The 26,774-nt window shown below is 63.3% G+C and carries 24 protein-coding genes; 10 read left to right on the top strand and 14 right to left on the bottom strand.

The window, feature by feature from the left end:
- Positions 1-477 carry a hypothetical protein gene (locus AP234_RS04650; RefSeq protein ID WP_055478307.1) on the bottom strand — a complete coding sequence of 159 codons (477 nt, stop codon included), beginning with the start codon at positions 475-477 and terminating at the stop codon, positions 1-3.
- Between the two features lie 115 nt (positions 478-592).
- On the opposite strand from AP234_RS04650, the gene AP234_RS04645 reads away from it, so the two are divergent.
- The 5 genes from AP234_RS04645 (at position 593) to AP234_RS04625 (ending at position 3,615) form a co-directional block, all read left to right on the top strand.
- Entirely contained in the window at positions 593-871 is a 279-nt protein-coding gene (locus AP234_RS04645) for a hypothetical protein (protein WP_200926229.1), read from the top strand.
- The gene (locus AP234_RS04640) at positions 868-1,185 is read left to right on the top strand and encodes an AzlD domain-containing protein (protein ID WP_235557963.1); all 318 of its coding nucleotides are present in this window, start codon (positions 868-870) and stop codon (positions 1,183-1,185) included. Before AP234_RS04645 ends, AP234_RS04640 begins: the two co-directional genes overlap by 4 nt.
- A gap of 183 nt (positions 1,186-1,368) precedes the next feature.
- Positions 1,369-2,472, top strand: coding sequence for a hypothetical protein (locus tag AP234_RS04635; protein WP_235557962.1), 1,104 nt, complete (start codon positions 1,369-1,371; stop codon positions 2,470-2,472).
- 108 nt (positions 2,473-2,580) lie between these two features.
- Positions 2,581-3,156 (top strand): 3'-5' exonuclease, encoded by a 576-nt coding sequence (locus AP234_RS04630; protein WP_063842800.1) that lies wholly within the window; start codon positions 2,581-2,583, stop codon positions 3,154-3,156.
- 42 nt (positions 3,157-3,198) lie between these two features.
- Positions 3,199-3,615, top strand: a complete 417-nt coding sequence (locus AP234_RS04625; RefSeq protein WP_055478305.1) for a DUF3592 domain-containing protein — start codon at positions 3,199-3,201, stop codon at positions 3,613-3,615.
- 67 nt (positions 3,616-3,682) lie between these two features.
- On the opposite strand, the gene AP234_RS04620 is transcribed toward AP234_RS04625, so the two are convergent.
- Positions 3,683-4,015 carry a cupin domain-containing protein gene (locus tag AP234_RS04620; protein ID WP_055478304.1) on the bottom strand — a complete coding sequence of 111 codons (333 nt, stop codon included), beginning with the start codon at positions 4,013-4,015 and terminating at the stop codon, positions 3,683-3,685.
- Positions 4,016-4,085: 70 nt separating this feature from the next.
- Between AP234_RS04620 and AP234_RS04615 the strand changes: the two genes are divergently transcribed.
- A complete protein-coding gene (locus AP234_RS04615; protein ID WP_055478303.1) occupies positions 4,086-5,045 on the top strand; it encodes a helix-turn-helix domain-containing protein in 960 nt (319 codons plus the stop codon).
- 250 nt (positions 5,046-5,295) lie between these two features.
- Here AP234_RS04615 and AP234_RS04610 read toward each other — a convergent pair whose 3' ends face one another.
- Positions 5,296-6,204 (bottom strand): NADP-dependent oxidoreductase, encoded by a 909-nt coding sequence (locus AP234_RS04610; protein ID WP_055478302.1) that lies wholly within the window; start codon positions 6,202-6,204, stop codon positions 5,296-5,298.
- Between the two features lie 114 nt (positions 6,205-6,318).
- Between AP234_RS04610 and AP234_RS04605 the strand changes: the two genes are divergently transcribed.
- The 3 genes from AP234_RS04605 to AP234_RS34615 all read left to right on the top strand — a co-directional run bounded on the left by AP234_RS04605 (position 6,319) and on the right by AP234_RS34615 (position 9,969).
- Entirely contained in the window at positions 6,319-6,759 is a 441-nt protein-coding gene (locus tag AP234_RS04605; RefSeq protein WP_055478301.1) for a winged helix-turn-helix transcriptional regulator, read from the top strand.
- A gap of 122 nt (positions 6,760-6,881) precedes the next feature.
- Positions 6,882-7,994 (top strand): CapA family protein, encoded by a 1,113-nt coding sequence (locus AP234_RS04600; RefSeq protein WP_055478300.1) that lies wholly within the window; start codon positions 6,882-6,884, stop codon positions 7,992-7,994.
- Between the two features lie 127 nt (positions 7,995-8,121).
- On the top strand, positions 8,122-9,969 hold the full coding sequence (locus AP234_RS34615; RefSeq protein WP_160330376.1) for a GmrSD restriction endonuclease domain-containing protein: 1,848 nt from the start codon (positions 8,122-8,124) through the stop codon (positions 9,967-9,969).
- A 61-nt stretch (positions 9,970-10,030) separates the two neighbouring features.
- Here AP234_RS34615 and dndE read toward each other — a convergent pair whose 3' ends face one another.
- Genes dndE through dndB form a run of 4 tightly spaced genes read right to left on the bottom strand, consistent with a single transcriptional unit; the run spans position 10,031 to position 15,038 of the window.
- Entirely contained in the window at positions 10,031-10,414 is a 384-nt protein-coding gene (dndE, locus tag AP234_RS34610) for a DNA sulfur modification protein DndE (RefSeq protein WP_083501789.1), read from the bottom strand.
- Entirely contained in the window at positions 10,404-12,392 is a 1,989-nt protein-coding gene (gene dndD / locus AP234_RS04595) for a DNA sulfur modification protein DndD (RefSeq protein WP_055478299.1), read from the bottom strand. The genes dndE and dndD overlap by 11 nt, the downstream gene beginning before the upstream one ends.
- Complete coding sequence (dndC, locus tag AP234_RS04590) at positions 12,379-13,902, bottom strand: DNA phosphorothioation system sulfurtransferase DndC (RefSeq protein WP_152990249.1); 1,524 nt, start codon at positions 13,900-13,902, stop codon at positions 12,379-12,381. The genes dndD and dndC overlap by 14 nt, the downstream gene beginning before the upstream one ends.
- Complete coding sequence (dndB, locus tag AP234_RS04585; protein WP_235557961.1) at positions 13,899-15,038, bottom strand: DNA sulfur modification protein DndB; 1,140 nt, start codon at positions 15,036-15,038, stop codon at positions 13,899-13,901. Before dndB ends, dndC begins: the two co-directional genes overlap by 4 nt.
- Positions 15,039-15,116: 78 nt before the next feature.
- Here dndB and dndA point away from each other — a divergent pair, with 78 nt between their 5' ends.
- Positions 15,117-16,262: a cysteine desulfurase DndA gene (dndA, locus tag AP234_RS04580; RefSeq protein WP_055478297.1), complete on the top strand. Its 1,146-nt coding sequence runs from the start codon at positions 15,117-15,119 to the stop codon at positions 16,260-16,262.
- Here the strand turns inward: dndA and AP234_RS04575 are convergent.
- The 7 genes from AP234_RS04575 to AP234_RS04550 form a co-directional block, all read right to left on the bottom strand.
- Positions 16,259-17,707 (bottom strand): DNA phosphorothioation-associated putative methyltransferase, encoded by a 1,449-nt coding sequence (locus AP234_RS04575; protein WP_055478296.1) that lies wholly within the window; start codon positions 17,705-17,707, stop codon positions 16,259-16,261. The genes dndA and AP234_RS04575 overlap by 4 nt on opposite strands.
- A 17-nt stretch (positions 17,708-17,724) precedes the next feature.
- Positions 17,725-18,204 carry a DNA phosphorothioation-associated protein 4 gene (locus AP234_RS04570; RefSeq protein WP_152990248.1) on the bottom strand — a complete coding sequence of 160 codons (480 nt, stop codon included), beginning with the start codon at positions 18,202-18,204 and terminating at the stop codon, positions 17,725-17,727.
- Positions 18,204-20,273 (bottom strand): AAA family ATPase, encoded by a 2,070-nt coding sequence (locus tag AP234_RS04565; RefSeq protein ID WP_055478294.1) that lies wholly within the window; start codon positions 20,271-20,273, stop codon positions 18,204-18,206. The genes AP234_RS04570 and AP234_RS04565 overlap by 1 nt, the downstream gene beginning before the upstream one ends.
- Positions 20,270-20,455: a hypothetical protein gene (locus AP234_RS35900; RefSeq protein ID WP_152990247.1), complete on the bottom strand. Its 186-nt coding sequence runs from the start codon at positions 20,453-20,455 to the stop codon at positions 20,270-20,272. Before AP234_RS35900 ends, AP234_RS04565 begins: the two co-directional genes overlap by 4 nt.
- Before the next feature lie 14 nt (positions 20,456-20,469).
- Entirely contained in the window at positions 20,470-22,599 is a 2,130-nt protein-coding gene (locus AP234_RS04560; RefSeq protein WP_055478293.1) for a DEAD/DEAH box helicase family protein, read from the bottom strand.
- The gene (locus AP234_RS04555; RefSeq protein WP_055478292.1) at positions 22,599-24,497 is read right to left on the bottom strand and encodes a sigma factor-like helix-turn-helix DNA-binding protein; all 1,899 of its coding nucleotides are present in this window, start codon (positions 24,495-24,497) and stop codon (positions 22,599-22,601) included. The genes AP234_RS04560 and AP234_RS04555 overlap by 1 nt, the downstream gene beginning before the upstream one ends.
- A gap of 531 nt (positions 24,498-25,028) precedes the next feature.
- On the bottom strand, positions 25,029-26,402 hold the full coding sequence (locus AP234_RS04550) for an IS1380 family transposase (RefSeq protein WP_055478291.1): 1,374 nt from the start codon (positions 26,400-26,402) through the stop codon (positions 25,029-25,031).
- Positions 26,403-26,774: the final 372 nt, after the last annotated feature.

Genomic DNA, 26,774 nt, shown 5'->3' with positions numbered 1-26,774 from the left:
TCACGGCTTCGGACCGTCCAGCACCTGGGCGACGATCTCGGCCGCGATCGCCTCCGCGTCCCTGCCCTGATTCGCCTCGATGACCTCCCGGATCCGCGCGGTCATGCGCAGATCGGCCTGCGAGGCGTCCCCGATGTGCCGCCCGGCCACCGCGACGGCGGCCGCGAGTTCGTAGGCCTCAGCAGGGCCGAGGCCCTGCGGGTCGACCTCCACGAGGACGCGGGCGCCGTTCTTCGGCGAGACCCGGACCCGCCACCGACCCGATGAGGACGAGACCGACAGGCTCTCCTTCCGCAGGGACGGCGGAAACAGCACGACGGCCATCCTGCCCGCCGCCGCGAGGACCCGCTCGGCGAGTCGTCGCGTGTCCTTCTTCGCGACGACGATCCTCCCGGTGTGGTTGATGATGCTCACGCAGTCACCGGTGTCGGCGACGGCGATGCGCTCACCGTCGGCTTGGTCGTAGATGGCGCTCATGCGGCGGGGGTCTCCTCGGATCTCGAAGGAAGCATGCCGCGCTCGGCACCGCTTGGCCAATCACCCACCGGCAGGATACGATCATGAGAACTGCCTGAACGGCGACCGCCTCAACATGCTCGGAGACCAGCACCGCGTGGGTCCCCGGCTCGACGGCCTGGCCGGGACGGTCATCCCCGACACCGGCACGCTCGGTCTGGACGCGATGTTCCCCGCCGTGATCCTGGCGCTGGTCCTGCCCGCGCTCCGCGACCGGAGGACCCGGCGGGCCGCCGCGACCGGGGCCGTTCTCGCGCTGCTCGCCACCCCGTTCCTGCCCGCCGGGCTTCCCGTACTGCTGGCCCTGGCCGGGCCGGTGCTCTTCGTCGCCAGGCCCGAGGAGGCGTCCCCGTGAACGTGCCGCTGGTCGGCTCGATGCTCGCGCTCGCCGTCGGAACGTACGCCTGCCGGCTCGCCGGCCCGGCGCTGCGCTCGCGGATCGATTTTCCGCCCCGGGTGGAGAAGCTGCTGGAGATGGGAGCCGTGGTTCTGCTCGCCGCGCTGGCGCTGACCATGGCACTGACCGAGGAGCAGGGCCTCGCGGGCGTCGCCCGGCCGGCCGGGGTGCTGGCCGGGGGTGTCCTCGCCTGGCGCCGGGCGCCGTTCCTGCCGGTCGTCCTCACGGCCGCGGGTGTCACCGCCCTGCTGCGCCTCCTCGGCGTCCCGTGACCGCGGATCAGGACGCTCGTCGCATCTCTCGCCGAGGAAGGGCCGGGTCCGGGTCACCCTGGCAAGGGTGTCGCTCCTGGTGCCTGCCACGGCGGGCACGGTCGCGCGGCCGTCCCGCCGCACGCGGCACGCCGGTCTCGTCTCATAATCGAAATTTGCCGAGCCGGAGGCCCAGCGACTTCGATGAACCCCGTGTCCCGTACGTTCTCCACGACCGCAGGCCGACGTCGGCCGGTCATCCGAAACATCGCGATCGCCCTGGCGGTCATCGTTCTCGGCCCGTTGGCGCTGTCCGGCTGCACCGGATCGGCCGAGCCGTTATCGCTGCCACCCGCCGGGGTGTACGACCACGAGGCGGTGGACGAGGACTCTCGGGCCGTGCCCGTTCCGGCCGGCGGCACCGCCGAAGCCGTCACCCGGCCGTTGACGGAGGCCGGCTGGTTCTGTGCGCAGGTCCGGGCCAATGCGGACGGCCGTGCCCTGTGGTGCAGGATCGGTCACCGCGACGAGGCGGACACGGTCCATCCCCAGGTGGCGTACTTCCTGCTCGATCGTGACGATCGGCTCGCCTGGGCGTGGTTCCCGCGTGCCGAGTATTTTTCCGGGGACCGGCGGATAGGTGATCAGGTCGCCGATGCCGCGGGACCGGCGCTGGCCGCGGTCTGGTCCGACGCCAGTGATCGCGTACGGCGGGAGATCGAGGATTTCCATCGTGACCTTCGTGGCCCGTTGGAGCAGGGAACCGGCGAGATCCCCCGCATCGCCTGGCGGGACCGGCATGCGGACTACCACTATTCCGCGCTCGACGGACTGTTCGTCACCGCCCGGGATGTCTCCGTACGCCGCTGGCCGTTCGGCGCCGAGCACTACGCGACCACGATGAGCTCCGCCGTCGACGACCTTCTGGCCGGTGGCTACGACTGCTTCTATCCGCCTCAGACATCCTGCAACCGGGTCCAGTCCAACGGCTACTTCCGGGTCGCCCTCCGCGGTGATCAGATCGTCTCGGCCTGGTTCGGCATCGGCAGCCTGATCGAGTCGGGACGGCAACGGCATCCGCTGAGCGAGGAGTTCCCGCACGGGCTCACCTTTCTGACCGAGGCGGTCCGCCGTCCGGTGACCGAGCGCATCGAACAGTCGCGGCGGTCCGGCACCGGCTTCGCCGGCATCGTGGCCGGCACGGTGGTGATCATCGACGCGCGTCGAGGCGCTGTCGGCAAGGGCGAGCTCGTGGCGTACTTCGACATCCAGATCGGCGCACCGCTGGCGGCGACGCTACCGGTTTGATCCTGCCGCTCGTCGGGCCCCTCGCATGCCGCGGGAACCCGCAAAGGCCACTCGTCGGCAGCCGGAATCCCGTTGATCACATCGTCGGCCGTGTCTAGCGTGGCCCGCATGGCGAAACTTCCCGAGCTCTACGTGGCCGTCGACGTGGAAGCGGACGGGCCCATCCCAGGGCCGTACAGCATGATCTCCCTCGGCATGGCCGTCGTCGGCCGCCCCGACCTCACCTTCTACACCGAGCTGCGGCCGATCTCCGACGAGTTCGTACCGGAGGCCCTGGCCGTCTCCGGGCTCGACCGTGAACGCCTGCTCCGGGAGGCTCCCACGGCCGAGCAGGCCATGACCTCCGCCGCGCGCTGGATCAACGACCTGCGCCGGATCGGCCGTCCCGTCTTCCTGGCCGGTCCCGCCGTCTTCGACGGGATGTTCGTGCACTGGTACTTCATGCGCTTCCTCGGCAAGAGCCCCTTCAACGCCTCGGGAGCGGGCCTCGACCTGCGCAGTTACTGGATGGGGATGACCGGCTGCGAGTGGGCCGGCTCACGCAAGGCCATGATCATAAAGCAGCTGGGGATCACCGACCTCACGCACACCCACCACGCCGGTGAGGACGCCGCCGAACTGGCCCAGGTCTTCGAAGCCATCCTGAAAAGCCGGCAGAGCCGGGAGACCGACTCAAGCTCCTGACGGAGGGAGAGATCCGCAACCGGCCCGACCTACACTCCTCCCGTGTCAGAGCACCCCCTCCTCGTGCTGGTCCCCATCGGCCTGATCCTCAGCCTGACAGGGGCCGGAATGATGATCTACGCATGGAACTTCCGCAGGCGGGCGCAGCGCGCCGAGGGCCAGGTCGTACGTCTGCGGCAGGGCAGGCGCGCACGCAGCGGCGGCGCCCTTTACTACCCGATCATCCGCTTCACCACGGCCTACGGTCGGCAGGTCGAGGCCGAAGCCCCCTTCGGCACCAACCCGCCACCCGCGCTGCGCGGCCAGCAGGTGCCGCTGCTGTACGACCCGGCCAGGCCCACCCGGGTCCGCATCGACAACACGGTGGGACGGGGAATGCTCCACGGCCTGATCTGCCTCGTGTCGGGCATCACGGCGGTCGCCATCGGAGTCGCGATCGCCTTCACGCAGGTGCTGTGATCACCGTTGGCCGCAGAGGCCGCTCAGGCGTCCGGGCCGGAAGTAACGCGGCGTAACCATGGCTGGTCTAACCTTCCGGGTAGAAGAGGAAAAGCGTGCAGCCCGTGGTCGTCTGCGGGACATGCGAAGAACCTGCGGGGGCGTGGATGAAGGAGCCGGCCGGGTAGTCCCGGTCACCGTCGTTGAAGACGCCGGAGACCACGAAGACCTCCTCGGGACCCGGTTCGTGGACATCGACCCCCTGCCAACAGGTGTTCGCGTCCATCTCCAGCACGCAGGCCTTCGCCCCGTTGTCCCCGGTCCACAGCAGTCGCACACGGATGCCGGGGAAGAGTTCACGGACCGGGGCGTCCTGGACGGCGGACCACACATAGGCGGGCATGTCCTGTTCTGTCGTCATGTGACCAGCCTGGCGATCAGCCGCTGCTCAGCCGAGTGTCGGGAAAGACATCGTGCGGTACTTTCCTGCCATGCATCACGTAGTGGCACTCATCCGCCCACCGCAATCGACCTTCGAACTCGCCTGCACGGCACAGGTGTTCGGGATCAAGCGGTCAGGACTTCCGACACGGTACGCCTTCGGCGTATGCACGGAACGCCCAGGCAGGGTCGCGACACACGCCGGCTACGACATGCTCGTGACCGACGGACTGGACGCACTCGACCGGGCGGACACCGTGGTCGTCCCGGGCTGGCTGCCCACCGGGGAGCCGCCCTCACCCGCGGTCATCGAGGCGCTGCGCCGCGCGCACTCCTGCGGAGCACGGGTGGTCAGCATCTGCTCCGGCGTGTTCGCGCTGGCGCACGCCGGTCTGCTGGACGGACGACGGGCGACCACCCATTGGGGGCTGGCGGACGAGCTCGCCGCGCGTTTCCCGCATATCCGCGTCGACCCGGATGTGCTGTATGTGGACCATGGTGACGTGGCCACCAGCGCCGGCGCCGGGGCCGGATTCGATCTGTGCATGCACCTGGTCCGCACCGACCAGGGCGCCCGGTACGCCGCGCACATCGCACGCACCATGGTCATGCCGCCCCATCGCGAGGGCGGGCAGTTGCAGTACTCGGCGCCGCCACACCCCGGGCAGATCGGCGGCACGCTCGCGCCGTTGCTGGAGTGGATCAGCGGGAGACTCGGCGAACCGCTGACCATCGAGAGCATGGCCGCGCACGCGGGCCTCTCAACGCGTACCCTCGCCCGCCGGTTCGCCGATCAGCTCGGCACCAGCCCGGGGCGGTGGCTGCTCGCCCAGCGGATCACCACGGCCCGGGACCTGCTGGAGTCCTCCGACCTCCCATTGGAGGCCATCGCCCGCCGCGCCGGCCTGTCCTCGGCCACCAACCTGCGCAGGCGCTTTCTCAACGCCCTGGGCACAACGCCGGGCGCCTACCGGCGGGCGTTCCGGACCGAGCACGATGACAACCGCTGATGCAACGACGCAGCCGCCCCCAAGCTGTCATTCGTCGACCTGGCCGGCGCGGCGAGCATCGGTCGCCGCCGCGACTCCATCGCCAGACGATTACGTCCGGGGGGCAGGTTCCGCATTCCGAGCGTGATGATCGTCGACCGGCTTCCTCTGACCTGAGCCAGGAAATACGTCAGGACGTACGTCGAGCTCGTCGAGAGGTGAACGGGCCGACTCTCCACCGAGTTCCCCTATCCCTGGGAGGCAGCGCAGGTCAGGGCTGAAGGACATACCTTCCGCGCACACCACCCTTTGCGACCGAGCGGTGGGCGGAGGCGACCTGGTCGAGCGGCACGATCGCGTGCACCCGCGCCGGTAGGCGGCCACTGGCCGTGTCCGCGAGGATCCACGCGAGCCGGGCGCCGTCGGGCCGCGCCACCAGCACCCGGACCGTGATGCCGCGCACTTCCGCCGGCTCCGCCCCCGGCTGCACGCCGACGAACAGGCCGCCGTCGCGAACGAGAGCAATGCCCTGTTCCTGGAGTGCGGCGGCGTCGGCTACCGCGTCCCAGCCGGGCGCTGCTTCTGTGGTGAAATCGGCGCCGAGGCCGCGCACGAACTCCTCGTCCTGGGTCCGGGCCAGTCCGGTGACCTGCCAGCCGCGTTCCCTGGCGAGCGCGACGACGTTGCCGCCGAGCGCGCCCGCGGCGCCGGTCACCAGCAGGCTCCGGCCTCTGCCGTCGCCGAGCAGGTCGACCAGTTGGGCGGCGGCCAGGCCGTTGAGCGGTACGACAGCCGCCGTGGTCAGGTCGAGACCGTCGGGCACGGGTGCGATGGCGTCCGCCGATACGACGAGTTGTTCGGCGTAGGTGCCGAAGTCGCGGTCGAACCCGTCGATCAGCCCCGCGACCCGGCGCCCGACCGGCACTTCGACGCCGGGGCCGACCGCGGTGACGGTGCCGGCGAAGTCCCAGCCCAGCCCGGTGTGGTGGGGCTGGTTGACCAGCCCGCGCCGGTGGAACAGCCCGGAAGCGACCGCCAGATCGACGGGATTGACCGCGGCCCCGGCGATCTCGACCCGGACCTGGCCCGGCCCCGGCTCGACGATGGGCACGTCAATGATCTCGATGGAGTCAGGACCGCCCGGGGTACGGACGACCGCGGTACGGAAGGTGCGGGACATGTTGCCTCCTGTGGAGAAACCAGTACTGCTGCATCACAATGGACCGGTAACTCTCCAACGGGAAGTACGCACTTCAAAGTGCGTATGCCACCGAGTGGTAAGGAGGAGCCATCGATGCCGACTGTGACGGCGGCCCAGCAAAGGGCGCAGGCGAAGCTGGAGTACGACGCATTCCTGGCGAGTTGTCCCAGCCGCCAGCTCCTCGATCGAATCTCCGACAAGTGGGTGTCCCTGATCCTGGCCGCGCTCGGCGGCGACGGCCCGCGCCCCGGCAAAGATCGTGCCGACCGGCCACGGTCAATGCGCTACTCCGAACTGTCCCGCCGGCTGGCCGGGGTCAGCCAGAAGATGCTCACCCAAACGCTGCGCACGCTCGAACGCGACGGCCTGCTCACCCGCACGGTGACCCCGACCGTGCCCGTCACAGTCACCTACGAGCTGACCGACCTCGGAGGCTCGCTCCACGACCTCATGCGCGGCGTCAAGGTATGGGCGGAGACACACATGGACGAGGTTCTCGCCAACCGGGAGAAGTACGACGCCCGCACGACTTAGCCACGGCATCGTTCGTCACCGGCCCCGGCAGGAAAGACCCGGACCAGCATCATCATGAAGCCGGGAACCGCAAGTCTCATCCACACCGGGATCCGGGCGCCACCGGCTCGTAGCCTGGGGGTATGGGCGCCGAGGCGGTGACGCTGTTCCTCTGCGGCGACGTCATGCTCGGCCGCGGGGTGGACCAGATCCTGCCGCACCCGGGAGACCCGGCGCTGCGTGAGTCGTACGTCCTGGACGCCAGGACGTACGTCGCACTCGCCGAGGAGGTGAACGGACCGGTCCCCCGCCGGGCCGACTTCTCCTATCCCTGGGGCGACGCGCTCGGAATCCTCGACGAGGTCGCGCCCGAGGTCCGGGTGGTGAACCTGGAGACGAGCGTCACCCGAAGTGATCACTTCGCCCCGGGAAAGGCGGTCAACTACCGGATGAACCCGGCCAACCTGCCCGCCCTCTCCGTGGCCAGGCCCGACGCGTGCGCGCTGGCCAACAACCACGTGCTGGACTTCGGCCGCGAGGGGCTCGCCGAGACCCTCGACTCACTGACGGCAGCCGGCATCGCGGGGGCCGGGGCGGGCCGCGATCTGGACGAGGCGCGCAGGCCGGTGATCGTGCCGCTGGCGGAAGGCGGCCGGGCGCTGGTGTTCTCGTTCGGCATGGAGTCGAGCGGGATCCCGACGACCTGGGCGGCGTCCGATCACGGTCCCGGCGTCCACCTCGTGCCGGGATCGTCGGAGCATACGGCCGGCGAGATCACCGATCGGGTACGGAAGGTCAGGCGGCCGGGAGACATCGTGGTCGCCTCCATCCACTGGGGTTCCAACTGGGGATATCGGATCTCCAGGGCGGATGTCCGCTTCGCGCACGCGCTGATCGACGGCGGTGTCGACATCGTGCACGGGCACTCCTCACACCACCCGCGGCCGGTCGAGCTCTATCAGGGGAAACTGGTGCTGTACGGCTGCGGCGACCTCATCGACGACTACGAGGGAATCAGCGGATATGAGGCGTTCCGCGACGACCTCCGGCTGCTGTACTTCGCCTCGCTCGACCCGATCTCGGGACGGCTGACCGGCCTGCGTATGACGCCTATGCAGTCCCGCCGAATGCGGCTGTGCCCCGCGCCCCCTCACGACGCCGAATGGCTACGCCAAACCCTGGACGAGTTCAGCCGCGATTTCGGCGCTCAGGTTCACCGCGACCCCGACGGCGCGCTGACCCTGCACGCGGCCTGATCACGACCCTCTCTGGAGCTCTCGCATGGCCCCGCCAACTGGGATGTCCACGGCGAGCGCCTTACAAGCTGGAGAAGCTTCTTGCATCCTCCCGATACACGTATCAGGAGTATGGCACACTTCTGCCATGTCTACCTCTCGGTCCAGTGCAGCTTCCGTCAAGCCAAGCAGCCTTCCCGTCGGCGAACTCCTCGAAAAGCGATCGCCTTTTCGAGTTCCGAGATATCAACGCCCTTACGCATGGGACACAGAAAGAGTAGACGAGTTTATTGATGATATTCAAACGCTACTCGACAAGGGCCAAAGCGACCACTTCTTCGGGTCAATGGTCGCCATCCAGACGAACGATCACACTCAAGCCAGCACCCAGCTACACGAAGTGGTCGACGGACAACAGCGCCTCACAACATTCTGTCTCCTCATAGCACAAATTGTGAGGCACGCACGTCAACTTGAAGAAGAAGCACGGGCAGTCCGAGACGAAAAACTCAAAATTCGCCTTGACATCTTTGCCGAGGAGACCGAAAATAGATATCTCTTTTACGAGTGCTACAACACCAAGGAAGGAACTAAGAGCTACGAGCCTCGACTTGAGCTTTCCAAGGAAGATGATGCAAAGTTTCGAGCACTTCTAAGTGGTCATACCTTCACAAGCAGCCGAGCTAGCCACAAGCTGCTACAGCAGGCCTACGAGACAATCGGAAAGAAGCTGATCGGTAGCCTTATCGGAAATCTCGATAGCACACGCAGTAAGTTCCAAGAACTACAGCGGCTCAGGGACTCAATCCTCGAGGACACCTTTATAATTCATATCGTTAGCGAAGACCACCAAAGCGGCTATCGCCTTTTTAGCGTACTAAACGACCGAGGAAAACGCTTGGCGGTCGCAGATTTGCTGCGCAGTCACACCCTGGAGCAACTGGATAGATTTCGGGTTCTCCAAGAACAGTCGGCGCGCCGCTGGGACGACATTTTAACCGAAGGCAGCCATTTGGCAGATGAGTTCCTTAAAGTCTATCTACCCTCCATGACCGGAAGTCGGCTGAGTCCCGAGCGACTTTTTGATGGGCTTAAGAAAACGCTCTTCAAAGGCTCTCCTGCATCTGAACATGAAGCCCTAGAAGTCGCAAACAAAATTAAGGACTTGACGGACGAATTCCAGAATTTTATTTCAATCAAGGAAGGTATCTGGCCGTATCCAGATACAGCCCGTCATCCTGCTGTAACTGACTGGCAGAGAGCTCGCCTTAAGCGTCTGATTACGGTATTGAAACACGATCTATCGATTCCACTCCTCCTGGCTGCATGCCGCTGTGTGGACGAGAAAAGATTTGCCGAACTCGTTCACATGCTCGAAAAATTCGCGTTTCGGTACAAGAATATATGCGACGGACATGCCAGCGCCGCCAGTAAGCACTATTACGCAACAGCAAAAAATCTCCGGGTCTTTGCCCGCACTGGAATGCAACCAACATGGGATAAGTTGACAACCGAGCTACGTAAGTTAGTAGACGAGCGAGCCCCAGCGCATAAGTTCAAGGCTCAGCTTGTAGAAAAACTTCGCTATGACCATCCCACTCAAAGGGGGAATATTCGGGAACTCCTGACGACACTGGACGATTACTGGTCTTGGCTACAACAAGGCGGGAAGGGTTCTCCGAAGCACTCTACAGGCCTCGTCGTTGACATCGATCAGGCCACGATAGAACACATATATCCGCAGAACTCTGCAAGCAAGAATAAGAATGAGGACCTGGAGAAAATCAAGCACCGACTCGGGAACCTTTCATATTGGGATCCCCGAGACAATGTTACCGCCGCAAACAGGCCATTCACGGAGAAGCGAGCCTTGTTCGCCAACAGTCAGAGTGCCCTAACGCGATCCCTCTCCGTGTTACCAGACTGGAACATAGGGCAATACAATATCCGCCTGCAGAATATTCTCGAAGATGCGTGCAAAATATTCACCATATAGCATCCAGCCAAAAGCGACGCTAGTATCGTTCCTTTTTCACTAAGTCAGCCGGGCACTTAAATCAGCGGGTCGGAACCGCAAGCGTTATCAAGTCACCGACGCTATTCAGGCCTTGGCGACCTGCGAGATAGCCGATTCCTCGATGCAGGTGAATGGTGAGCGCTTGGGAGAGAGCCTCCTCTGTGGGAGGCTCTCCGTCTATGAAGCATCGTTGCTTTAGCAGTGCGAGGTAGGTATCTCCGTAGAAGCCGGCGAACGTACGCCACGACATCTCGACGTTCGAGTCAGTGACTATCTCTCTGACCAGTGGTGGGGTGGGGTCAGCTAGTGAGATCGCGAGTGCCCAGCGGCAGAGGACGTTCCAATTCTTGATTCCAGTGACCCGCTTGAGCTTGATGAGCTGGTCTCGAGCGGGTTGGGATAGGCGGATATTGTCAAGCGACATACCTGGAGTTCCCCCATCCGTAGCCACGCTCGATCGTGGTCGTGAAGGTCTTGTCGTCGTGGACCAAGGTGTAGGTCTGCGCGATCGCTGGGATGAGTCTCTCGAGGAGATCATCGTTAATCTCTTCGTCGGTGGAGAGCAGTAGGACCTGCTCACTCGCGTACGGGAAATAGCGGTCGATCAGGTTCTTTCGATGACGGCTGTCAAGGCGGCCGAGCGGTGTGTCGATCACGCTGGGCAGACGGTTACCGGCGACGCGAGCCAGACCCCAGAGCAAAGAGACCGCGAGCAGTTGTCGTTCTCCAGCGCTGAGACGGGCTGGATCCAACTCTTCCCCGTCCGCACCCACCAGCTTGAGCGTGAACTTGTCGACGTCGATGCTGAGGTCCTGAACAAGCCTCTCCTTGCGCATCAGGCGGGTGAAACTGTCAAGGACAGCTACCTCAAGCCGGTTGATGTGACGTCGCAGGAGGGCAGCACCGAACTTTTCGAGTGTCTTCCGGGCACGGTCAGAGTAAGCGATAAGGCGGCTTTGATGTTCCGCCTGAGCCAGTCCGCGGGCCCGTTCGCCGTATGCGCGATCGCGAGCGGCCATGAGCCGCTCCCGGTCACGTCCGTGCGTCTCATGCACCTCTTCAGCGGAACGCAGCTGATTCTCCAGCTCGCTCACCGTCTTGCGGGCAGCTTCCTGCTCCTTTAATAGCGTCGCAATCGCCTCCTCAGCCGGGACCCCTGCTAGGTGGCGGTCGAGCACGCCGATCTGCTCACGAAGACTTGCGGCTCCCGCGAGAAGTTCACGTGCACGGACAAGCTCGTCTTGAAGCACTTGATCAAGGGAGTACAACTGTTGAAGCCCAGCCTGTGACATCTGTAGGAACCGCGGAGTCGCAGCATCCGCTGCGCGGGTGTCCCGGTCGAGTGCCAGGAACTGCGTGAGATCCGTCAGGCCTTCCTCGGCTCCAAGCTTTCGAAGCAGGTCAAGAATCTGCTGGTCGCGATCGCTAAGGACAGCCACTACCTGCTCAGCTCGGGCTGCCTCCTCCTCTCGGTCAGCTTGCTCTCGCAGGGCATCGAGCTGCGCCTGCAACAGAAGGAGAGGCAGAGGACCCGCTGCCACTGTATTGGCCAGAACCTCGTTCGCCGCCTCCAGTTGCTTTTCCGCCTGTTTCTTCTCCGCTTCCAGCTCTGCGCGCCGGCGGAAGAGATCGCCACCTTCCTTGACGAAGGCTGTCTCGATCTTCTTCAGCTCCATCCGTGCACGCATTAGCTGAGGCCGGAGAGACGCAACCAGCTGGAGTGCCTCCGCTCGGGCTACCTCATTCTGCTCTAGCTGCTGTTCGATCGACGTGATCTGCTCCAGGGCGGCTTTATCCTCGTCTGAGATCTTCTGCCGTCGTTGGAGCACTAGGAGATCAGTACGAAGTTGTTCAACGGTGTTGACGCCGAGGAGCGACTGGATAGCCGATTCGATGACCGGAGCGGCCCGCTCGGGGTCCGCCAGTGACTCGATCTTCTCTCCATCGAAGAAAAAGAGTGACGCGACTTCGAGCGGGAGCAGGTCTTCGATGTGGTCTGCCCAACCCTCACTGATGACCTTGTCAAACTCACCGTCGATGAAGACTGCGAGTGACTCGCGAACGCTCTTACCGGCCACCTGCCACGATCTCTCGATCCGATAGTGGCGTTCGTTGCCTTCAACGGTGGTCGAGAACCAAAGCTTGAGGCCGGCCCTCTTCGGGTTCGCCTGCCGGTTAACGCTGTCGCGCAGGTAAGCGTCGTACGAACGGGTACCGCGACCGCTACAGCGTGCCCGCGGCCCGTACAGGGCCAGTTGGATCGCGTCCAGGAGGGTCGTCTTCCCGCATCCGTTGAGGCCACCGATCAAGATGATCGGCTTTCTGGGCTTTGGAGCTAGGTGTAGAACCTGCCGGTCCTTGTAGGCACCGAAGTTCTCAAGGGTTATCTCATGCAGGAGCATCTGTGCTCTCTTCGTCCAGAAGCGAGAGGGCGGGGGCAATCTTGCTGTCGCGAAGCTTGCGAGCGTGCTCTAGCGCGTCATCTTTATCCGCGTAGTACCCACGCTTGATCGTGTTCTCCAGGGCTTCGAACAGCCCAGAGCGTCGTGTCATCGTGCGGTACTTACGCTCCACGGCCAGCAGCTCTCGCATAGTCGTGAAGTGAAGGTCATCGCCGTCGCAGACCTCACGGAGCAGATCCACTTCGTCGGCTGCCACAGCCAGATGCTCGTCCAGTGGGCCGCCGGGAAAGTCCTCCCCCGTCTCCTCTTTATAGATCCTGGGAAGCGAGTCCTCGACCTCGTGCTTCTCGAACACCCAGAGACGCCGGATCTCGTGAAGCTCGTCCATTGTGATGAGCTCGATACCGCGCACATGCTCGGGGGCGTTCTGCCTGATCCAGGTCTGCGCGTTCAGCAACTTCCGCAGCCACTCCTGGCGCGATTTTTGGGTGTACGGGCCGTGGACGACGCGGTCGTTGAAAAGCTGGATGTTGCCGTTCATCTTGCGGAAATCGCGAAGGTGGGTGTCGTCCGCGACATCAAGCTCATCGCGCAGCTCAAGGAGCGGAAGCATCCACTCCTTCTCTTCATCGTTCTGGATCATCGCTGACATCGACTTGTCCTTGTCAACGAGGGTGCACGTCCAGCAGCCGAATCGGCTGTCCCCGCACGAGGGCGTCGTGTTGTCGACAACCAGTGGGCACTCGCCATCGCTGGAAGCACCCTGGTACATCGTCAGCAAGTCCTTGTTCGGGTGGCCCCACGGGTTGGACCGCTGCATGAGGAAGGTCCAGACCTCGTCATTGCTCCAGTCTTCAATGGGGCTGTAGACGAGCGAGTTGGGGAGGTTCCCATTAGGAGAGAGACGATCTCGCACGCGGCGCTTCTCGTGTCTCTCCATGACGCGCGCCCGAGCCTGGCTCTCTGCCTTGCGGATGCCGAGGACCAGAATCGCCTCTCCGTGGTCCCGGACGACATCTCGAATGAAGGAGTTGGAAGGCTTGATCTTTAACCGTTCGGTACACCAGCGGAACTTCGGCCGTGGTGCCGGGTAGCCCTTGCCGATCAGCCCTACCCAAAAGGTATCTTCGGTCTTGGGAGTGAGCCGGTTGGGCTTGATTGGCAACTGCTGCTCTTCGGCAGCCTTGCGCATCGTTTCCAACGATTGCGTCACCCAGGCCGCGACGACCGGGTTCTCGACGAGAGTGTCGGTGCTGATGACGTAGACCGGCTTCGTACGCTGCTCTCCTGGCAGGTCCTGGAGCGCCAGCCAGACGAGCTGGAGGACAGCGGTCGAATCCTTGCCTCCGCTGTAACCGACAACCCAGGGAACCTCGTCGGCTAAGTAGAGTTCGCGGATCTCGGAGGTCAGCTCGTTGACGACGGCCGCAAGACCGCCGCGGCTGTCGAACGGGACAACCCGCCGCGTGGGCGTGTTCAACGCCACGGCTGGCCGCGCAGGGATGTTCATCGCTCTCCTCGGAGGTAGGCTTCCTCAGCCTGCTGCTCTTCGGCACTCAGTTCGAGACCGAGGTGCTGACGTAGATAGTTCACGGTGAGACCGACATTTTGGTGGCTCTTAGAGACGCGCCCGCCGATGATCGCCCGGCCTTCCCAGGCGCTGTTACTCCGTGCCCAATCGATTTGTCCTAAAGGGTCAAGTTTTGGGCGCCACGCTTCGGGATCAAGCGAGTCGTGGAGGAGCGTGTTCCCCAGGCGCCCGAGGGCGTGCAGGGCGACCCCGTGCGTATGCAGGTACTGCCGCCGGACCTCAGATGCCGAGAGTTTTCGTTTACGAACGAGCCCCCACTCAGGGATCAAGACGTCTATGGCCTCCCAGAAGCCTGACGCCAGCTCATAGCCCTGCCGCTCGTCATCGATGCCCAGCCCCTGTAGCAGGGCGCTGGTCGCGCTATACAGAGCGCTCAACGTGAAGAGCTTGCCTGACCTGGCGGAGAGGGTACTGGTCTCCATCTCCACAAAACCGCGCAACACGGGAGACTTCAGGGCCAGCAAGCGGGTCAGCTTGGAGAGCTCGTCACGATGATCGTAGAGCACGCCGATGGACTTGGCCGGCCGTACGGCATGCCGGTTGAGATCGGCGAACATCTGCTGGCTGCGTTCCAGGCCCGCATCGTGGAAGAAAACCACCGCGATCGTCTCATCGCCAAGCGCCGGGTTTTCGCGCAGCGCTGCTTCGATCGCCGCGCGGCGATGCTGGCCATCGTTGAGCAGCACCCGGGAGGCCATCGGGACATGCAACTGACCGACGCGCATACCAGGGCCCCGATCAGAGACTCCGACGAAGCGCATGGTGCCGTCCACCGAAGCCGTGAGGGCGCTGAAGACGTAATCGTCCGGGTTGTCGAGGATGTACCGGACCATGGCAGGGATGCGCCCCTTGTTCAAGATTCGTTGAGCCCGAACCTCTGGCGCCAGCTCCTCCTCGTCAAAGAGGAAGATCTTGGGAATCAGACTGAGCGGGCACATCGTGACGTAGTATTCACGTCCCGCCTGAACTCCCCTGATCGAAGGGAAGATGTACTCGAAGCCTGCAGCGGTCGAGTCACCAGCTAGTCGCGTTAGTCCACCTGTTCCCACGCGCACCTACGCTAGCATGCGGTACGTGAGTTGTTTAACGTACTCACGTGAAATCAGTAGGCAGAACGGTACTGCGGAGGGCTAGTGGTCGCCTATCTGGATGCTGCAGCAACCACCCGAGTGAGCCCACAGGTTGCCGAGGTGGTCCTACACTGGATGATCGAGGATTTCGGCAACTCAGGCAGCCGCACCCACGAGTACGGCGCCCGTGCCAAGAGGGCGGTCGCCCGCGCTCGCGAGAGCCTCGCCCACCACCTATCTGCGCGTCCCGACGAGCTGATCTTCACGAGCGGCGCCACCGAGAGCAACAACCTCGCGCTGCTCGGGCTTGCGCCGTACGGTGAGAAGCAGAATCGCCGGCACATCATCAGCTCTGCGATCGAACACAAAGCCGTCCTTGAACCACTTGAGCATCTTAGCTCACGCGGGTTTGAAGTTGATCTCATAGAGCCGGGCCCTTCCGGGCGCGTAAGCGTGGAAGCAGTGCTTGAGCGCCTGCGTCCAGACACCCTGATGGTGTCCTTGATGCATGTGAACAACGAGACCGGAGTCATCCAGCCGGTGGCCGAGCTGGCCGAGCAGCTCCGAACCACCTCCACCTACCTCCATGTGGACGCGGCCCAGGGATTCGGCAAGCTTCCCGATGACCTCCGGGCACCGATCGATCTGGTCAGCTTCAGCGGTCACAAAATCGGAGCTCCCAAGGGCGTCGGAGGGCTGCTAATCCGCCGCCGGGGCCGCGACACTGTTCCGTTGACCCCTCTGATGTACGGCGGGGGCCAGGAGCGGAAGCTTCGACCCGGCACTCTCCCGGTCCCGCTTATCGTCGGCTTGGCCAAGGCTGTCGAGGTGTTCGAGAGCGAGCGGACCAAGTGGCTCGCGGAGGCCGCAGAGTTCCGCAACCGGCTTCTGAAGGCGCTTGAGAAGACCCGCTTCAGGCTGAACGGCGATCAGGAGCATGTGGTCCCGCACATCCTGAACCTCTCCTTCGAAGGGGTCGACGCGGAGGCCCTGATTCTCCAGCTCAAGGACTATGCGGCGCTGGCGACCGGCTCGGCCTGCACCAGTGCGTCGTATACGCCTAGCCACGTCCTCTCAGCTATGGGAATCCCAGAGGCGGACGCGAGCAATGGCCTGCGCCTCTCATGGTTCCCAGATCAGGCGAACGAGCTGGATATCGAGGACTTCGGCAATGTGATCGCCAACTACCAGGCCGGCATTCGCACCTAGCCTCGCCTCACGAGGCGATGCCCACGTAGGTCACGACCGCATCGGCGGAGCTCAGCCTCCCACCCCTGCTCAGTGCCGATGAGGTGTGGGTTCTCGTAGAGCCCTGCACGGATCTCGCTCTCGGTCAGCCTGCGGTACTTGGGCACGTCGGGATCGTCCGGCGCGAGGAACTCGTGCTTGCGATGAAGCAGCGGCCGGTTGGTCGAGTCCTCGTACGACGTGAATGACGTTTTCAAGGTGCTGAGTTCGACCATGTACGAAGTCTTCAACCGGGGGTGTGGGTCGGAATCGAACTCCGGATAGTCGAGCCAGCTCACGCCCCTGCCCTGGTGGCGCAGTTTTACCACCGTCCAGTCCGCTGGGCGCCCGGCTGCGATGGAAGCGCAGTGCTCGTACAGTCTGAGCACCACAGGCATGAGATCCACCGCTCTCCTATGCACGTACAGAGCGGTCGGCGTCAGCTTTCCGACCTTGGAGCTACTCATCGCACCCCGGATGTACGAGTCGTCGCGCAACTTCAGTAGCAACCGGTCAGCGCGCGCACATGCTTCCTTATAGGAGCTGAAGAAAGCGCGAACATCGAGCTGCACGGATAAGGGCAGACAGCTGAAGGGTCCCCGGCCGTTGAACAACTCCACCCCCAGGAACAGCAGCGTCGCAAGAGTCGAGCGCTTGACCCCTTCAGCCACCTTCTCCGGATCGGCAGAAGTTCGGACCAGACGCTGGAGCTGCGATGCACTCAGATGCGCCAACAGCTCGGTCATCTGTCCTGGCATCTCCTCCAGACGGGGGATCCTGCCACGCTGCTCGGTCTGGTCGACAACGGCAGCGATCGCCGAACCCGCATCGTCGGACTCAAGCCAGGCGAAAGCTGGGTTGATTCGGCGGGCGAGAAAGCTCAGTCGGTGCTCATCCCGCTTGAAGGCGTAGACGATTCCCGGTGCCGCGGACACGCAACGCACCCCGGTTACGTCCTCCACATAGGCCCGCAGTTCGCTGGCTCCGAAGAGGTGCTGGAAAGTTCGCCGGCTGGTCAGCACGCCGTCACCGAACTCCGCGCCTTTGACCTTCGACCTCTCCCAGCTGAGGCGGGTAGAGGCGACCAGAACATTCTGCGCGAGGTTCCACGCCGCATCGAGTGCATGGCGACGCTCTTCAGGATCCTCGATGATGTTGAGGACATAGGTGAGCAGGACGACATCGGCCGGTTCGAGCGCTCCATCGGGGTGGAAGTGTGGATCCCAGCCGGAGGCTCTGACGTCCATCCCGGTGAGCGCGGTGACATCGCCTCCGCGCCCACACCCGTAGTCCAGGACCGAGGTCTCGAACGTGATCTGCTGATCTACGAGGGCCTGCCTGGCCGGGGCGGACAACCCGGCCCGAGCAATGGCCGTGAGGCGGCGCTCGCTCTGCCAAACGCCGCTCTGCTGCTCTTTGACGGTCACACCCCCATGATGGAGGCTCAGAACTCAGGCGGCGTGAAGAATGCGCCGAGCTCAGGGGGGAGATCGTCCGGTTTCTTCTGAGTCTCACTGGCTCGACGAACCATCTCCAGCAACACGTCCATGACGCGGGACTTGCTCGCGTTGATCTGCCCCTGAATGTAGCTGAGACCCCCGTTCGCGTATTCCTCAAAGACGGCGATCCGTTCTCCGAGCCGCTCTTCGCTCATGATGGAGGCGTCGCCGGGGTACTCAAGCACTCCCAGGGAGTCGATGAACGCTACTGCAGTAGGAGAGTGCCGAAGAAAGACCTCGTACCTGATCGGCTCCTCAGACTCGCTGAACTTTTCGCGTCGGCTTCTGACATAACCAACCGAAGCGGCAAAGAGAAGAGTCGAGGCCATATTCTTGAACGGCCCCTCTTCCTCCCTTCCCAGCTGTTGGATCAGCGTCTTGTGTGCCTTAGGACGCCGGACTCGCGGCTCGCTGAAACTGGTCATCACTCCGCCACCTCCGTGAATTCCGCGCCGTCAAAGGAAGAGCCCAACACCTGGTAGGGATAGTCGCGCCCGTTCACAGTGATCTTCTCCGTGGCGTCAGCCAGATCGCTCTTGGTCGTATGCGTTGTGATCACATACTGCCTGCCGACACGTGAGTGCAGCGAATCTTCGGCAACCCCATCAGCCTGGGCCTTGCTCGAAAGCACCACAACCTGGGAGGTCATCTCGGGAAGGAATTTGGCAACCTGACGGCGATAGTCGTCATCGAGATTTCCGAACACCGCATCCATGACGATTGGGTACTCGCCGTTGACCCCACCGAAAAAGGGGTTCGGGTTCTGCGCGGCGTCGCGGCACTCCTGGGCGACCGCTCCGACGAAGGAGAGCGAGAGCAGCATGTTCTCACCTGTCGACTTGGGCGCAGGCATGACCTCGTTGCCAACGCGCTCCCAATATTCCAGCTGGAAATCGGTGGTGAGCTCCGGCTCATAGTTCTTCAGGGACGCCTGCTTGAACAGGGTGCGGATGCGCATATCGAGACGACGGCGGATGCTATCGGACAGCAGATCAAGAATCTGACGTAGAGCGGTCTCAGTTTCTTTGATCACCGCGATTCGGCGCTGGATGCGCTGGTTGTTCTCGTCCTTGACCTGGAGCTTGTCGGCCTGTTCCTCTTTCTGCACCTTCTCGGCGTCGAGCATTTCCAGGTTCTCATCAAGCTTACCGAGGCGCTTTATGGTTTCCTCCAGCCTGGCAACCATCTTCGTCCGGCTGAGCTCGATCGAGCTTACGTCCTCCCGAGGTAGCTTCTGAATCTCCAGGGAGACTTCGTTGATCTGCTCGATCAGAGCGCGCTCTTTGTCCGACACCTCACCGATCATGCGATCCGCTTCAAGCAGGTGCTCAATCGAACCGGTCCGCCTCTCGGCGAGTCCGGAGACAGCACCGTGGAGGTGGTTCCACGACGCTTCGACCTCGGCGAGTCCGGCGCGGGCGCGCCAGTCTTCCAGAGCCGCGCGCTCGCTCGAACCTTCCGACAGGTGAGCCCCACAGATACACTCACCCTTTTCAAGCAAATCCTCAATGAAGGTCCGCTTCAGGGGTGCGGGTAGCTCGCCACGTTCCCTCAGTGCATCGCAGGCCGCTACCACCTTCCCCGGCAATTCGGGCAGAAAAGCGAGGTAGCCGGAATCCCCCAGCACTCGGGCCCGCTCCTCCTCAAGCTTGCGAAGCGATTCATGTGAGGCATCACGCTCAAGTTCCAGCCGCTCTCGTTCCATCTGGAGCTGCTTTGCTCCATCCAGCGACTTGAGACGCGCCGAAAGCAGCTCGATCTCGTCCTTGAGGTGCTGGACCTCACTGTTCAGCGAGTCCTTCTCCTGCTTCTTCTCTTCGATCTCCTTGTAGATAGCGTCGATCCGCAGAGTCAGTTGCTCGGCCAGTTCGATATTGGCGCCCTCGGACTTCAGCTGGTGACGAAGCTTGTTGGCCGCGGTGGGTAAATGTTTGAGGGCACGCTCAAGCTGTTCGAGACCGAGAAGGGTCTTGATCGCATGCTGGATCTCGGCGTAGGCCTCTTTGCGCACCAGCTGCTCGATGCGCTCGCCATTGACGAAGAAGAACTTGCTAAGCCTCTGGGGAAGAACCTTGTCAATGTATGCCTGGGCACGGTCGAGTTTCTTGCTGAAGCCCCTGTCGTCCCTCTCGTAGAGCACAAGTTGGGGCTTGGGCAGTCGCTGCTCCGCCCCCTGCTTCTCGGCCGTCAGATGCCGCCTGGCGGTGATGGTGCGTCCCTCATGCTCGAACTCGACGGACACCGACATCTCGATCACATCGCCAACGCGGGCCTCCTGCCAGACACGGTTGTTGATCAAGCGGTCCTGTTGCTCGACATCCGCGCTGAGGTGCCCATAGAGAGCCCAGGTGAAGGCATTGAGAAGGGTAGTCTTACCGCCACCGTTGGTGCCATACACGAGGGTGACGTTGTGTCCGGGCTCCTGGGCGAAGGAGATGCTGTGCCGCCCGCCGTATGGCCTGAAGTTCTCGAGCTCGATCGACAGCAGCTTCACTTGATGATGCCCTCAACCTTCCGGATGATCTGGTCGCTCGCGTTCCTGGTGAGGCCATTGGTGTCACCCAGATGTAGGTTCTCCTTCTCGAGCTTCAGCACCTCGACGACGAGCATTTTGGCTTCGTCGCTCAGGTCAGCCCAAATCCGAGAGACCGTCTCACGCTCGGTTTGGTCACTCATCTACTCTCCACCCTTCACACGTCGAGGAGCTGGTAGTAATCACGCAGGTCCCTAAGTTTGGCTAGCGCCTCGCCGTAATTCTCCGCATGTCCGGCGAATTCTACGCATCTTGCCAACTCTCTACGGAAGAGGCGACGCTCGATTTCGAACAGCGTCGGATCTTGCGGAGGCACCACCACGAAGTCGATCACTTCGGCTAGGCTCTTGCCAGGCGCACGACGCAGGATCCGGCCCCGTCGCTGGATGAACTGCCGTGGATTGGTACTGCTCGCAAGCATGTAGGCGACGCGGGCATCCGGGAGGTCAACGCCTTCATCAAGGCAGCGCATCGACACGAGAACCTGCAGGTCGCGCCCCGTTGCGAAGGCTTGGAGTAGGTCCTTGCGCTGCCTTTTGTCCTCACGTGAGGTGAAGGTATGGGCCCGGAATTCCAATTCCTTGCCTACCAACTCGAGGACCTCGTCCACCTGCCGGCGACCTGTTCCGCCTTCAGGCAACGGCACGCCTCCTTCGGCGCAGTAAACAAGCTGGAAGGCGCTGCCCTTGCGACGTTCCAGTTCTTCTCGAAGTGCCGGGATCTTCGCTCGTGCGTGGCCAAGGACCTTGGCTCGTTTGCCGAGGAGCATCCCCAGTGGCGATTTGTCGTCGTCTCCAGTGGACTCGGGCTCCGTGGACCTTATGAGCGCTCCGATCTTCACCGTTAGCTCGGTGTACTGCTCCGCCTCATCATCACTGAGGGGAACCAGGATCGGGTAATAGCGGTAACGAGTAAGCGTGCCAAGATCGATGGCTTCCTTCAGGCCAAGCTCAATGAGGACCTTACCGAAGTAGTCCTTGAGCGCGTCTGTCCCCTCAGGGTCAAACCACCGTTCTGGTGTCGCCGAGAGGGCAAGGCGGAACGCAGCCCGCTCTGGTAGTGAGGTACACAGATGCTCAGCCCCGAGATGGTGCGCCTCGTCAGCGATGATCAGCATGGGAAGATCCACCGCATCGAGAAGGCGCTGGAAGGTCGGCGCGCGGAAGGTCGCGTTGGTTACCACCAGGGTGACGCTGCCCTGGCCCCGTGCTCGAAGCCCTGCGATCGCGTTCCTCGCGGCGGGTTCCCAGCTCCTCGAAGCGTCGCGACACTTGATCGGCACGACTCCGAAATCGCGGAGCTCTCCCGTCCACTGCTCAACGAGATCCAACAAAGGCACGACCACGACGGTTACCAACGGCAGGTTCCGCGCATGAAGCTGCCTTCCGACTTGGTCAAGCGCGGCAAGCGCGGTGATGGTCTTGCCGGTTCCGGTGGCCATCTGAAACATTCCTCGGCCGCTGGCCGCCAGCCACTTCGCTACGGCGGTCTTCTGGTAGTCCCTCAGCTGGATGTCTCGAGGGGTCCGTGCCCACCCTAGGTCGGTGAGATCCGTGGACACCGAGAGTAGCTTCGGGTCCTTCGCGGTCGTCGGGAGCTCTGCTGCTCGTTTCCTCAGAGCTACGAAACGCTCCTTCGCGACCTCCGGGAAGTCCAGGATTTCAAGACGGGGGGTGCGCCCTGCCCAGAGCTCGTCAAAGTCGGCGCGGATGCTGTCAACGCGGTTCTTGTCGTGGTCCTGCCATGACTTGAAGACGTGTATGGACTCGAAGTTCTCCAGGAAGGCTGATGCAGTCTCGTTCATGGAGCCGGTGAACGCGACGGCATCTCCGTACTTGTCGGAAATCAGGCCGATCTTCTCATGGTAGAGAGCGAGCCCCTCTCGCCCGTGCACGATAGCGATCTTCACGTCGAGCATGTCTTGGGCGATGAGCCGACCCAGAAGCCCGAGGCCAATGAGCTCACGCGGCGAGCACTCGGCCTCCGGGTCGATCTCACGAAGTACCGCCTTCTCGATGACCTCGCGATATAGATATCCATCACGGATGTCCTCGATATCGCTCTCGGTCAGGTACGGACTCGCGATCAGTCGGATGCGCCCTCCGTTGCGCTCAAAGCTCTTCAGACCACGTGCAACCGCTAACAGGGACTTGCTGGTGAAGTAACCGACAGCACGGTCGTAGCGGTTTGCCACCGAGAGACACGGCACGTAGAACTCGCTGACCACATTGTTGCGGTCGCTGCGATAACTATCCTCAATCCCGAGGCTACGGAGCATCTGGGTCATTACGAACCACCCAGGGCAGCAAGGAAGTCACCGAGGTCCGGGACAGTTGCCACGGCCCGGGCGGCATCACTCAGTACGTAGCCCTCCACCGTCTCAGCCAAATCGAGATCGCCACGCGATCGGAATGCCACCACGAGGGAATTCCATGAAGTCTCCGCAGGCAGCTCCAGCGCACTCGCCAGAGCAACTCGCAGGTCGTTGCCGTGTATCCCGCGTCGGAGGCCGGCACGGAGTGCGATCTCGTCACCATCGCTCCGGCTCCACGCGCGTACTAGCCGCGCCCGGATGGACCCCTCTCCCATCGGGGAAAGCCACAGCACGTCCCCAGGCTTGGCCGCAAGTTGCGTGACGAGGTGACGGACGCTACCGAAATGCGGCTGAAGGCCTGTCCAAGAGATCCGGATGTCCTGGCCGGCTGCTCCGAAGGTACGCTCCGTACCCTCGGCAACCTGGAACAGACTCATCACGCCCAGCGGTACAGGAAAGCCTGATCCACGGAGGGTGTCCCTAGTGATGTCGACCCGCAACCACCATTGCTCTTTCAGAAAGAAGCAGCGGCGGGTCTCCCGAGGAGTAGGCAGTTTGCGAGAGGTATGTCCAGTGTTCGCATCCCCGTTCGCCAGAGTAATCCAGCCATCTCGGCGAGCGAACTCACGACGCGAAGCGTAGGCCCGGACGCTGGCGGGCGATACGGCGAACTGTTCGACGAGCTCTTCGACGACGTCGGACAGCCATGCCCGCCCGCCGCCACGCTCAATGCGCTGGACTATCTCCTCACGGATACCTTCGTATGTCTCAAGATTCCATTCCGGAAGCCCGTACGAGTTCGGCCCGACCCTCACGATACGGTCGTCGTCCTGAAGTCTGTTACGGAGGGAGCGAATCGCGTCAACCTGGATTTGCTCCGCGATCTCCTCCGCGCTCAAGGGGCGCCCGGCAGCTCCCAGAACGGCCACTGCCAGCTCGGGCTGGGATGCGCCCTTCGGGACGATCACGTCGTTCAAAGCGCGCAGTCCGCAATAACCCAGCCAATCGGCCCACTCGGACTCGGCCATCCCGAACCCGTCGCGGATCCGGTCGAGGCTTTCACCGCTCGCCCCCAGAGCGGCGCGGAAGGATCGATCACGCAGATCGGATAGCGAGGTCGTCGCCAGCCAAGGCTCATCGATGTCGAGGTCGGGCAGCAACACTCCCAGGACCGTGCGGAACTTAATCTGGAGCGAAGGGACCTTTTCGGACAGTTCCGAGAACTGCTCCGAGACGGCGTCCAAAGTGGTCAGAGGTGATCCACCGCTACGGATGAGGGCGTCAAGGTCCGCGATCCGATCGGCCGCCGGGGCAGACGTCCGCCAGCTATTGAAGTTCTCTATCAGCTTCTTCTCAAGCTGACGCACTCGCTCACGCGTGACGCTCAGCTCGTGGCCGAGATCCTCCAGGTTCCGGTCTCGGCGAACAATCCGGTGACGGAAAATGAGTCTCTGCCGGTCACTGAGCGTGTAAGCCCAGTCCTCAAAAAGATCCAGCAACGTGGCGTCAAGATCCACCCCGTCCTCTGCTTCGTCGGATGCATCGCCTTCCACCGCTGAGATCAGGAGGGCAACCAAGATATCGGCGAGGGACAGCTGACCGCAGTTTCGCAGGTCACGCAGGTCTGGAACCGTGACCTGTAGAAGCTCGTGTAGATCGCGGAGTCCGTTACTGATCAGGATGTTACGCGCCCGCACAGTGGCGCAGCGTCCGGACACGTCTACCGCTTCCGCCTGCCCTATCCGGAGGAGCTGCGCGAGCGATTCGCCTCCAGCATGCGTCGCCAGCTGACTTGCGTAGGTGGTCGCCAACGCAAAACGCGTCTCAGGGGAGGCAGCATTCAGTGCTTCCACCATGCCTCTGAAGGCCATAACCTACCTCCTCATACGGACGACCGGCATGACGGCAGGTCTAACAGAGCGCACCGACAGGTGGGGGCTGAGGCGTCCTCCGGAGCGGGGAGCGGCTCCGCACGAAGCCGCTCCTTACCTCACCATAAGCTTACGTTGACCCTCGCGCCTATTGATCTCTCAGACCATACTATTTTCATAGACCATTCGGGTGCTCGTCGCAGCCCACCTGCCCACCGTCCCTGTCCTCACGCCCAACCTGCCAATGTCCCTGCGCCGGGCTCATTGCTGGCAGCGACCGGGAAGCAGGTCGACATCCAGAAGCAGTATTGCTGGCCCTCACCCGGTTGATCCACCCCTCAATCGCTGAGATCCGCGTGTCCGAGTAAGCCTCGATCTTTCGCGCCCATCCGGTGGCTGGCTGAGCGGTTCGGCTGGAGTGTGAAATCGCGGCCGTGGTCAGCGTGGTGGCCCGGCTGTCGCACCGGGAGGGCGGGGTTCCACGGGCCCGAAGATTGTCCTTTCCTGGTCGTAGGGGCGGCTTGGTGCTGGTCAGGTCGGTGCCGGGAACGTCTGAAGCCGGGTGATGGCGGCCACCAGTTGGCCGGCCCAGGGCCAGGATGCGGCGATGCCTAGGCGGAGACGCCGTCCGCCGCGGACCAGGCGGGCGGCGACGGCGAACAGGCGAAGCCGTAGCCGTTTCGGCTCATAACGGCAGGCCGGTCCATCGAAGGCGAGCATCTGCATCCAGGTGATGAGCTCGCAGGCCAGCGCGACGATCTCCGTCCAGATCTGGTTCTGGGCGAAGTCGTGCAGCGGCAGGTTGCGCAGCCCGGTGTCCTTGGCGGCGCGGATGCGGTCTTCGCAGCGGGCGCGGCGGCGGTGGCGTAGTTCCAGGTCGGCGAGCTGGCCCCGCGTGGTGTTGGTGACAAAGCACGTGAAGCGGTGCCCATCGATATCGGTGAAGCGCAACTGGGCGCCCGGGTGCGGGCGCTCCTTGCGCACGATCAGGCGCATCCCCTTCGGCCAGCCCTCCAGCCTGGCCAGGCCGGTCAGCTCGGCCACCCAGGCACCGGGGCGTACCTTGCCCTCGGCGTCGTAGGCGGGCGTCCACGCCTGCGCGGGCAAGACCCCGATCGCGGCCTGGACCTCCTCGGTGAGGGTGAACCCGATCGAGTACGACAGCCGCCGCCCGGGCCGGGACAGCCAGGACAGGAACTCGTGGGTGCCGCCGCCGGAGTCGGTGCGGATCAGCACCTGGCGACGGTGGTGCTTGGGGAGCTGGGCCAGCGCCAGGCGGGTCGCGGTGATGTGGTCGGCGGCGGTGTTGGACCCGGCGTTGCCGGGCCGCAGCACGATCGCCAGCGGTTCCCCGCCACCTGCGAGGCCGTGGTCGGCGAAGACCGTCATCGGGTGGAACCCGAAGGTCTTCTTCCAGGTCGGCGCGGCCTGTTGCTTGTCGGCGTGGGCGATGACGATGGTCGCGTCGATGTCGAGGGGGATCAGCTCACCGTCCGAGCCGGGGGCGTGGTTGCCGGCCGGCGTCCAGGCCCGCTGCCGGGCGGCGGCCCGGGCCACGCGGATCGCCTTCAACGCGCGGACGGGGTCGGCGGCCAGGCGGTCGATCAGCCGGGACACGGTCGGGTCGGAGGCGATCGGGCCGAACACCTCGGGCTGGGCTCGGAGCATCGCGATGTCGGCCAGGCAGTCCCCGCCCAACGCCAAAGTGAGGGCCAAATCGGCGATGACCTTGCCGGGATCGTGCACGGCCCGGGACGGACGCCACCGCTCCAACTGCGCCGATAGTTCCCTGCCCAGGCCGGTGACTCGCAACGTCTCCAGCAACAGCAGCCCACCGGTCTGCGAGACGAGTCCCGGACCGTCTGCAGACACCACGATCTTGCGCTGCGACGCGATAGGCTTCACTCGGAAAGTGCCTTCTGAACTGGTGCGAACAGGACCTTAGACAAGCCCCATCCTCCCAGCTCAAAGGCACTTTTCTCATGTAAACGATCAAGCCCGCTCAAATTCGCCGCGAAAGCCCGAGGTAAGTGTTGCTTCCCGCCGCCAGCCTTCACCGGCCTGTCCCAGTTCCACAGGGACCTCCGGCCCTGGCGCTGTCAGGTACTTCCTGCGATGCGAGGCACCCACCGATCTACAGAGTGGGACCGAGAACCGGGATAAATGATCTTCAAGCCCCGGCGATTGGTTAAGAAACCATAAAAAAACCATAAGAGTCGGGTGAAGGCCTTCATGGTTGTTCCCTTGCCACTTGTATCCCTCAAGCCTCGCCTCCGC

It is taken from the genome of Sphaerimonospora mesophila (assembly GCF_001417795.1).
Lineage (GTDB): Bacteria > Actinomycetota > Actinomycetes > Streptosporangiales > Streptosporangiaceae > Sphaerimonospora > Sphaerimonospora mesophila.
The sequence above is the reverse complement of the archived record's forward strand: the minus strand, read 5'-3'. Positions and strand labels throughout refer to the sequence as shown.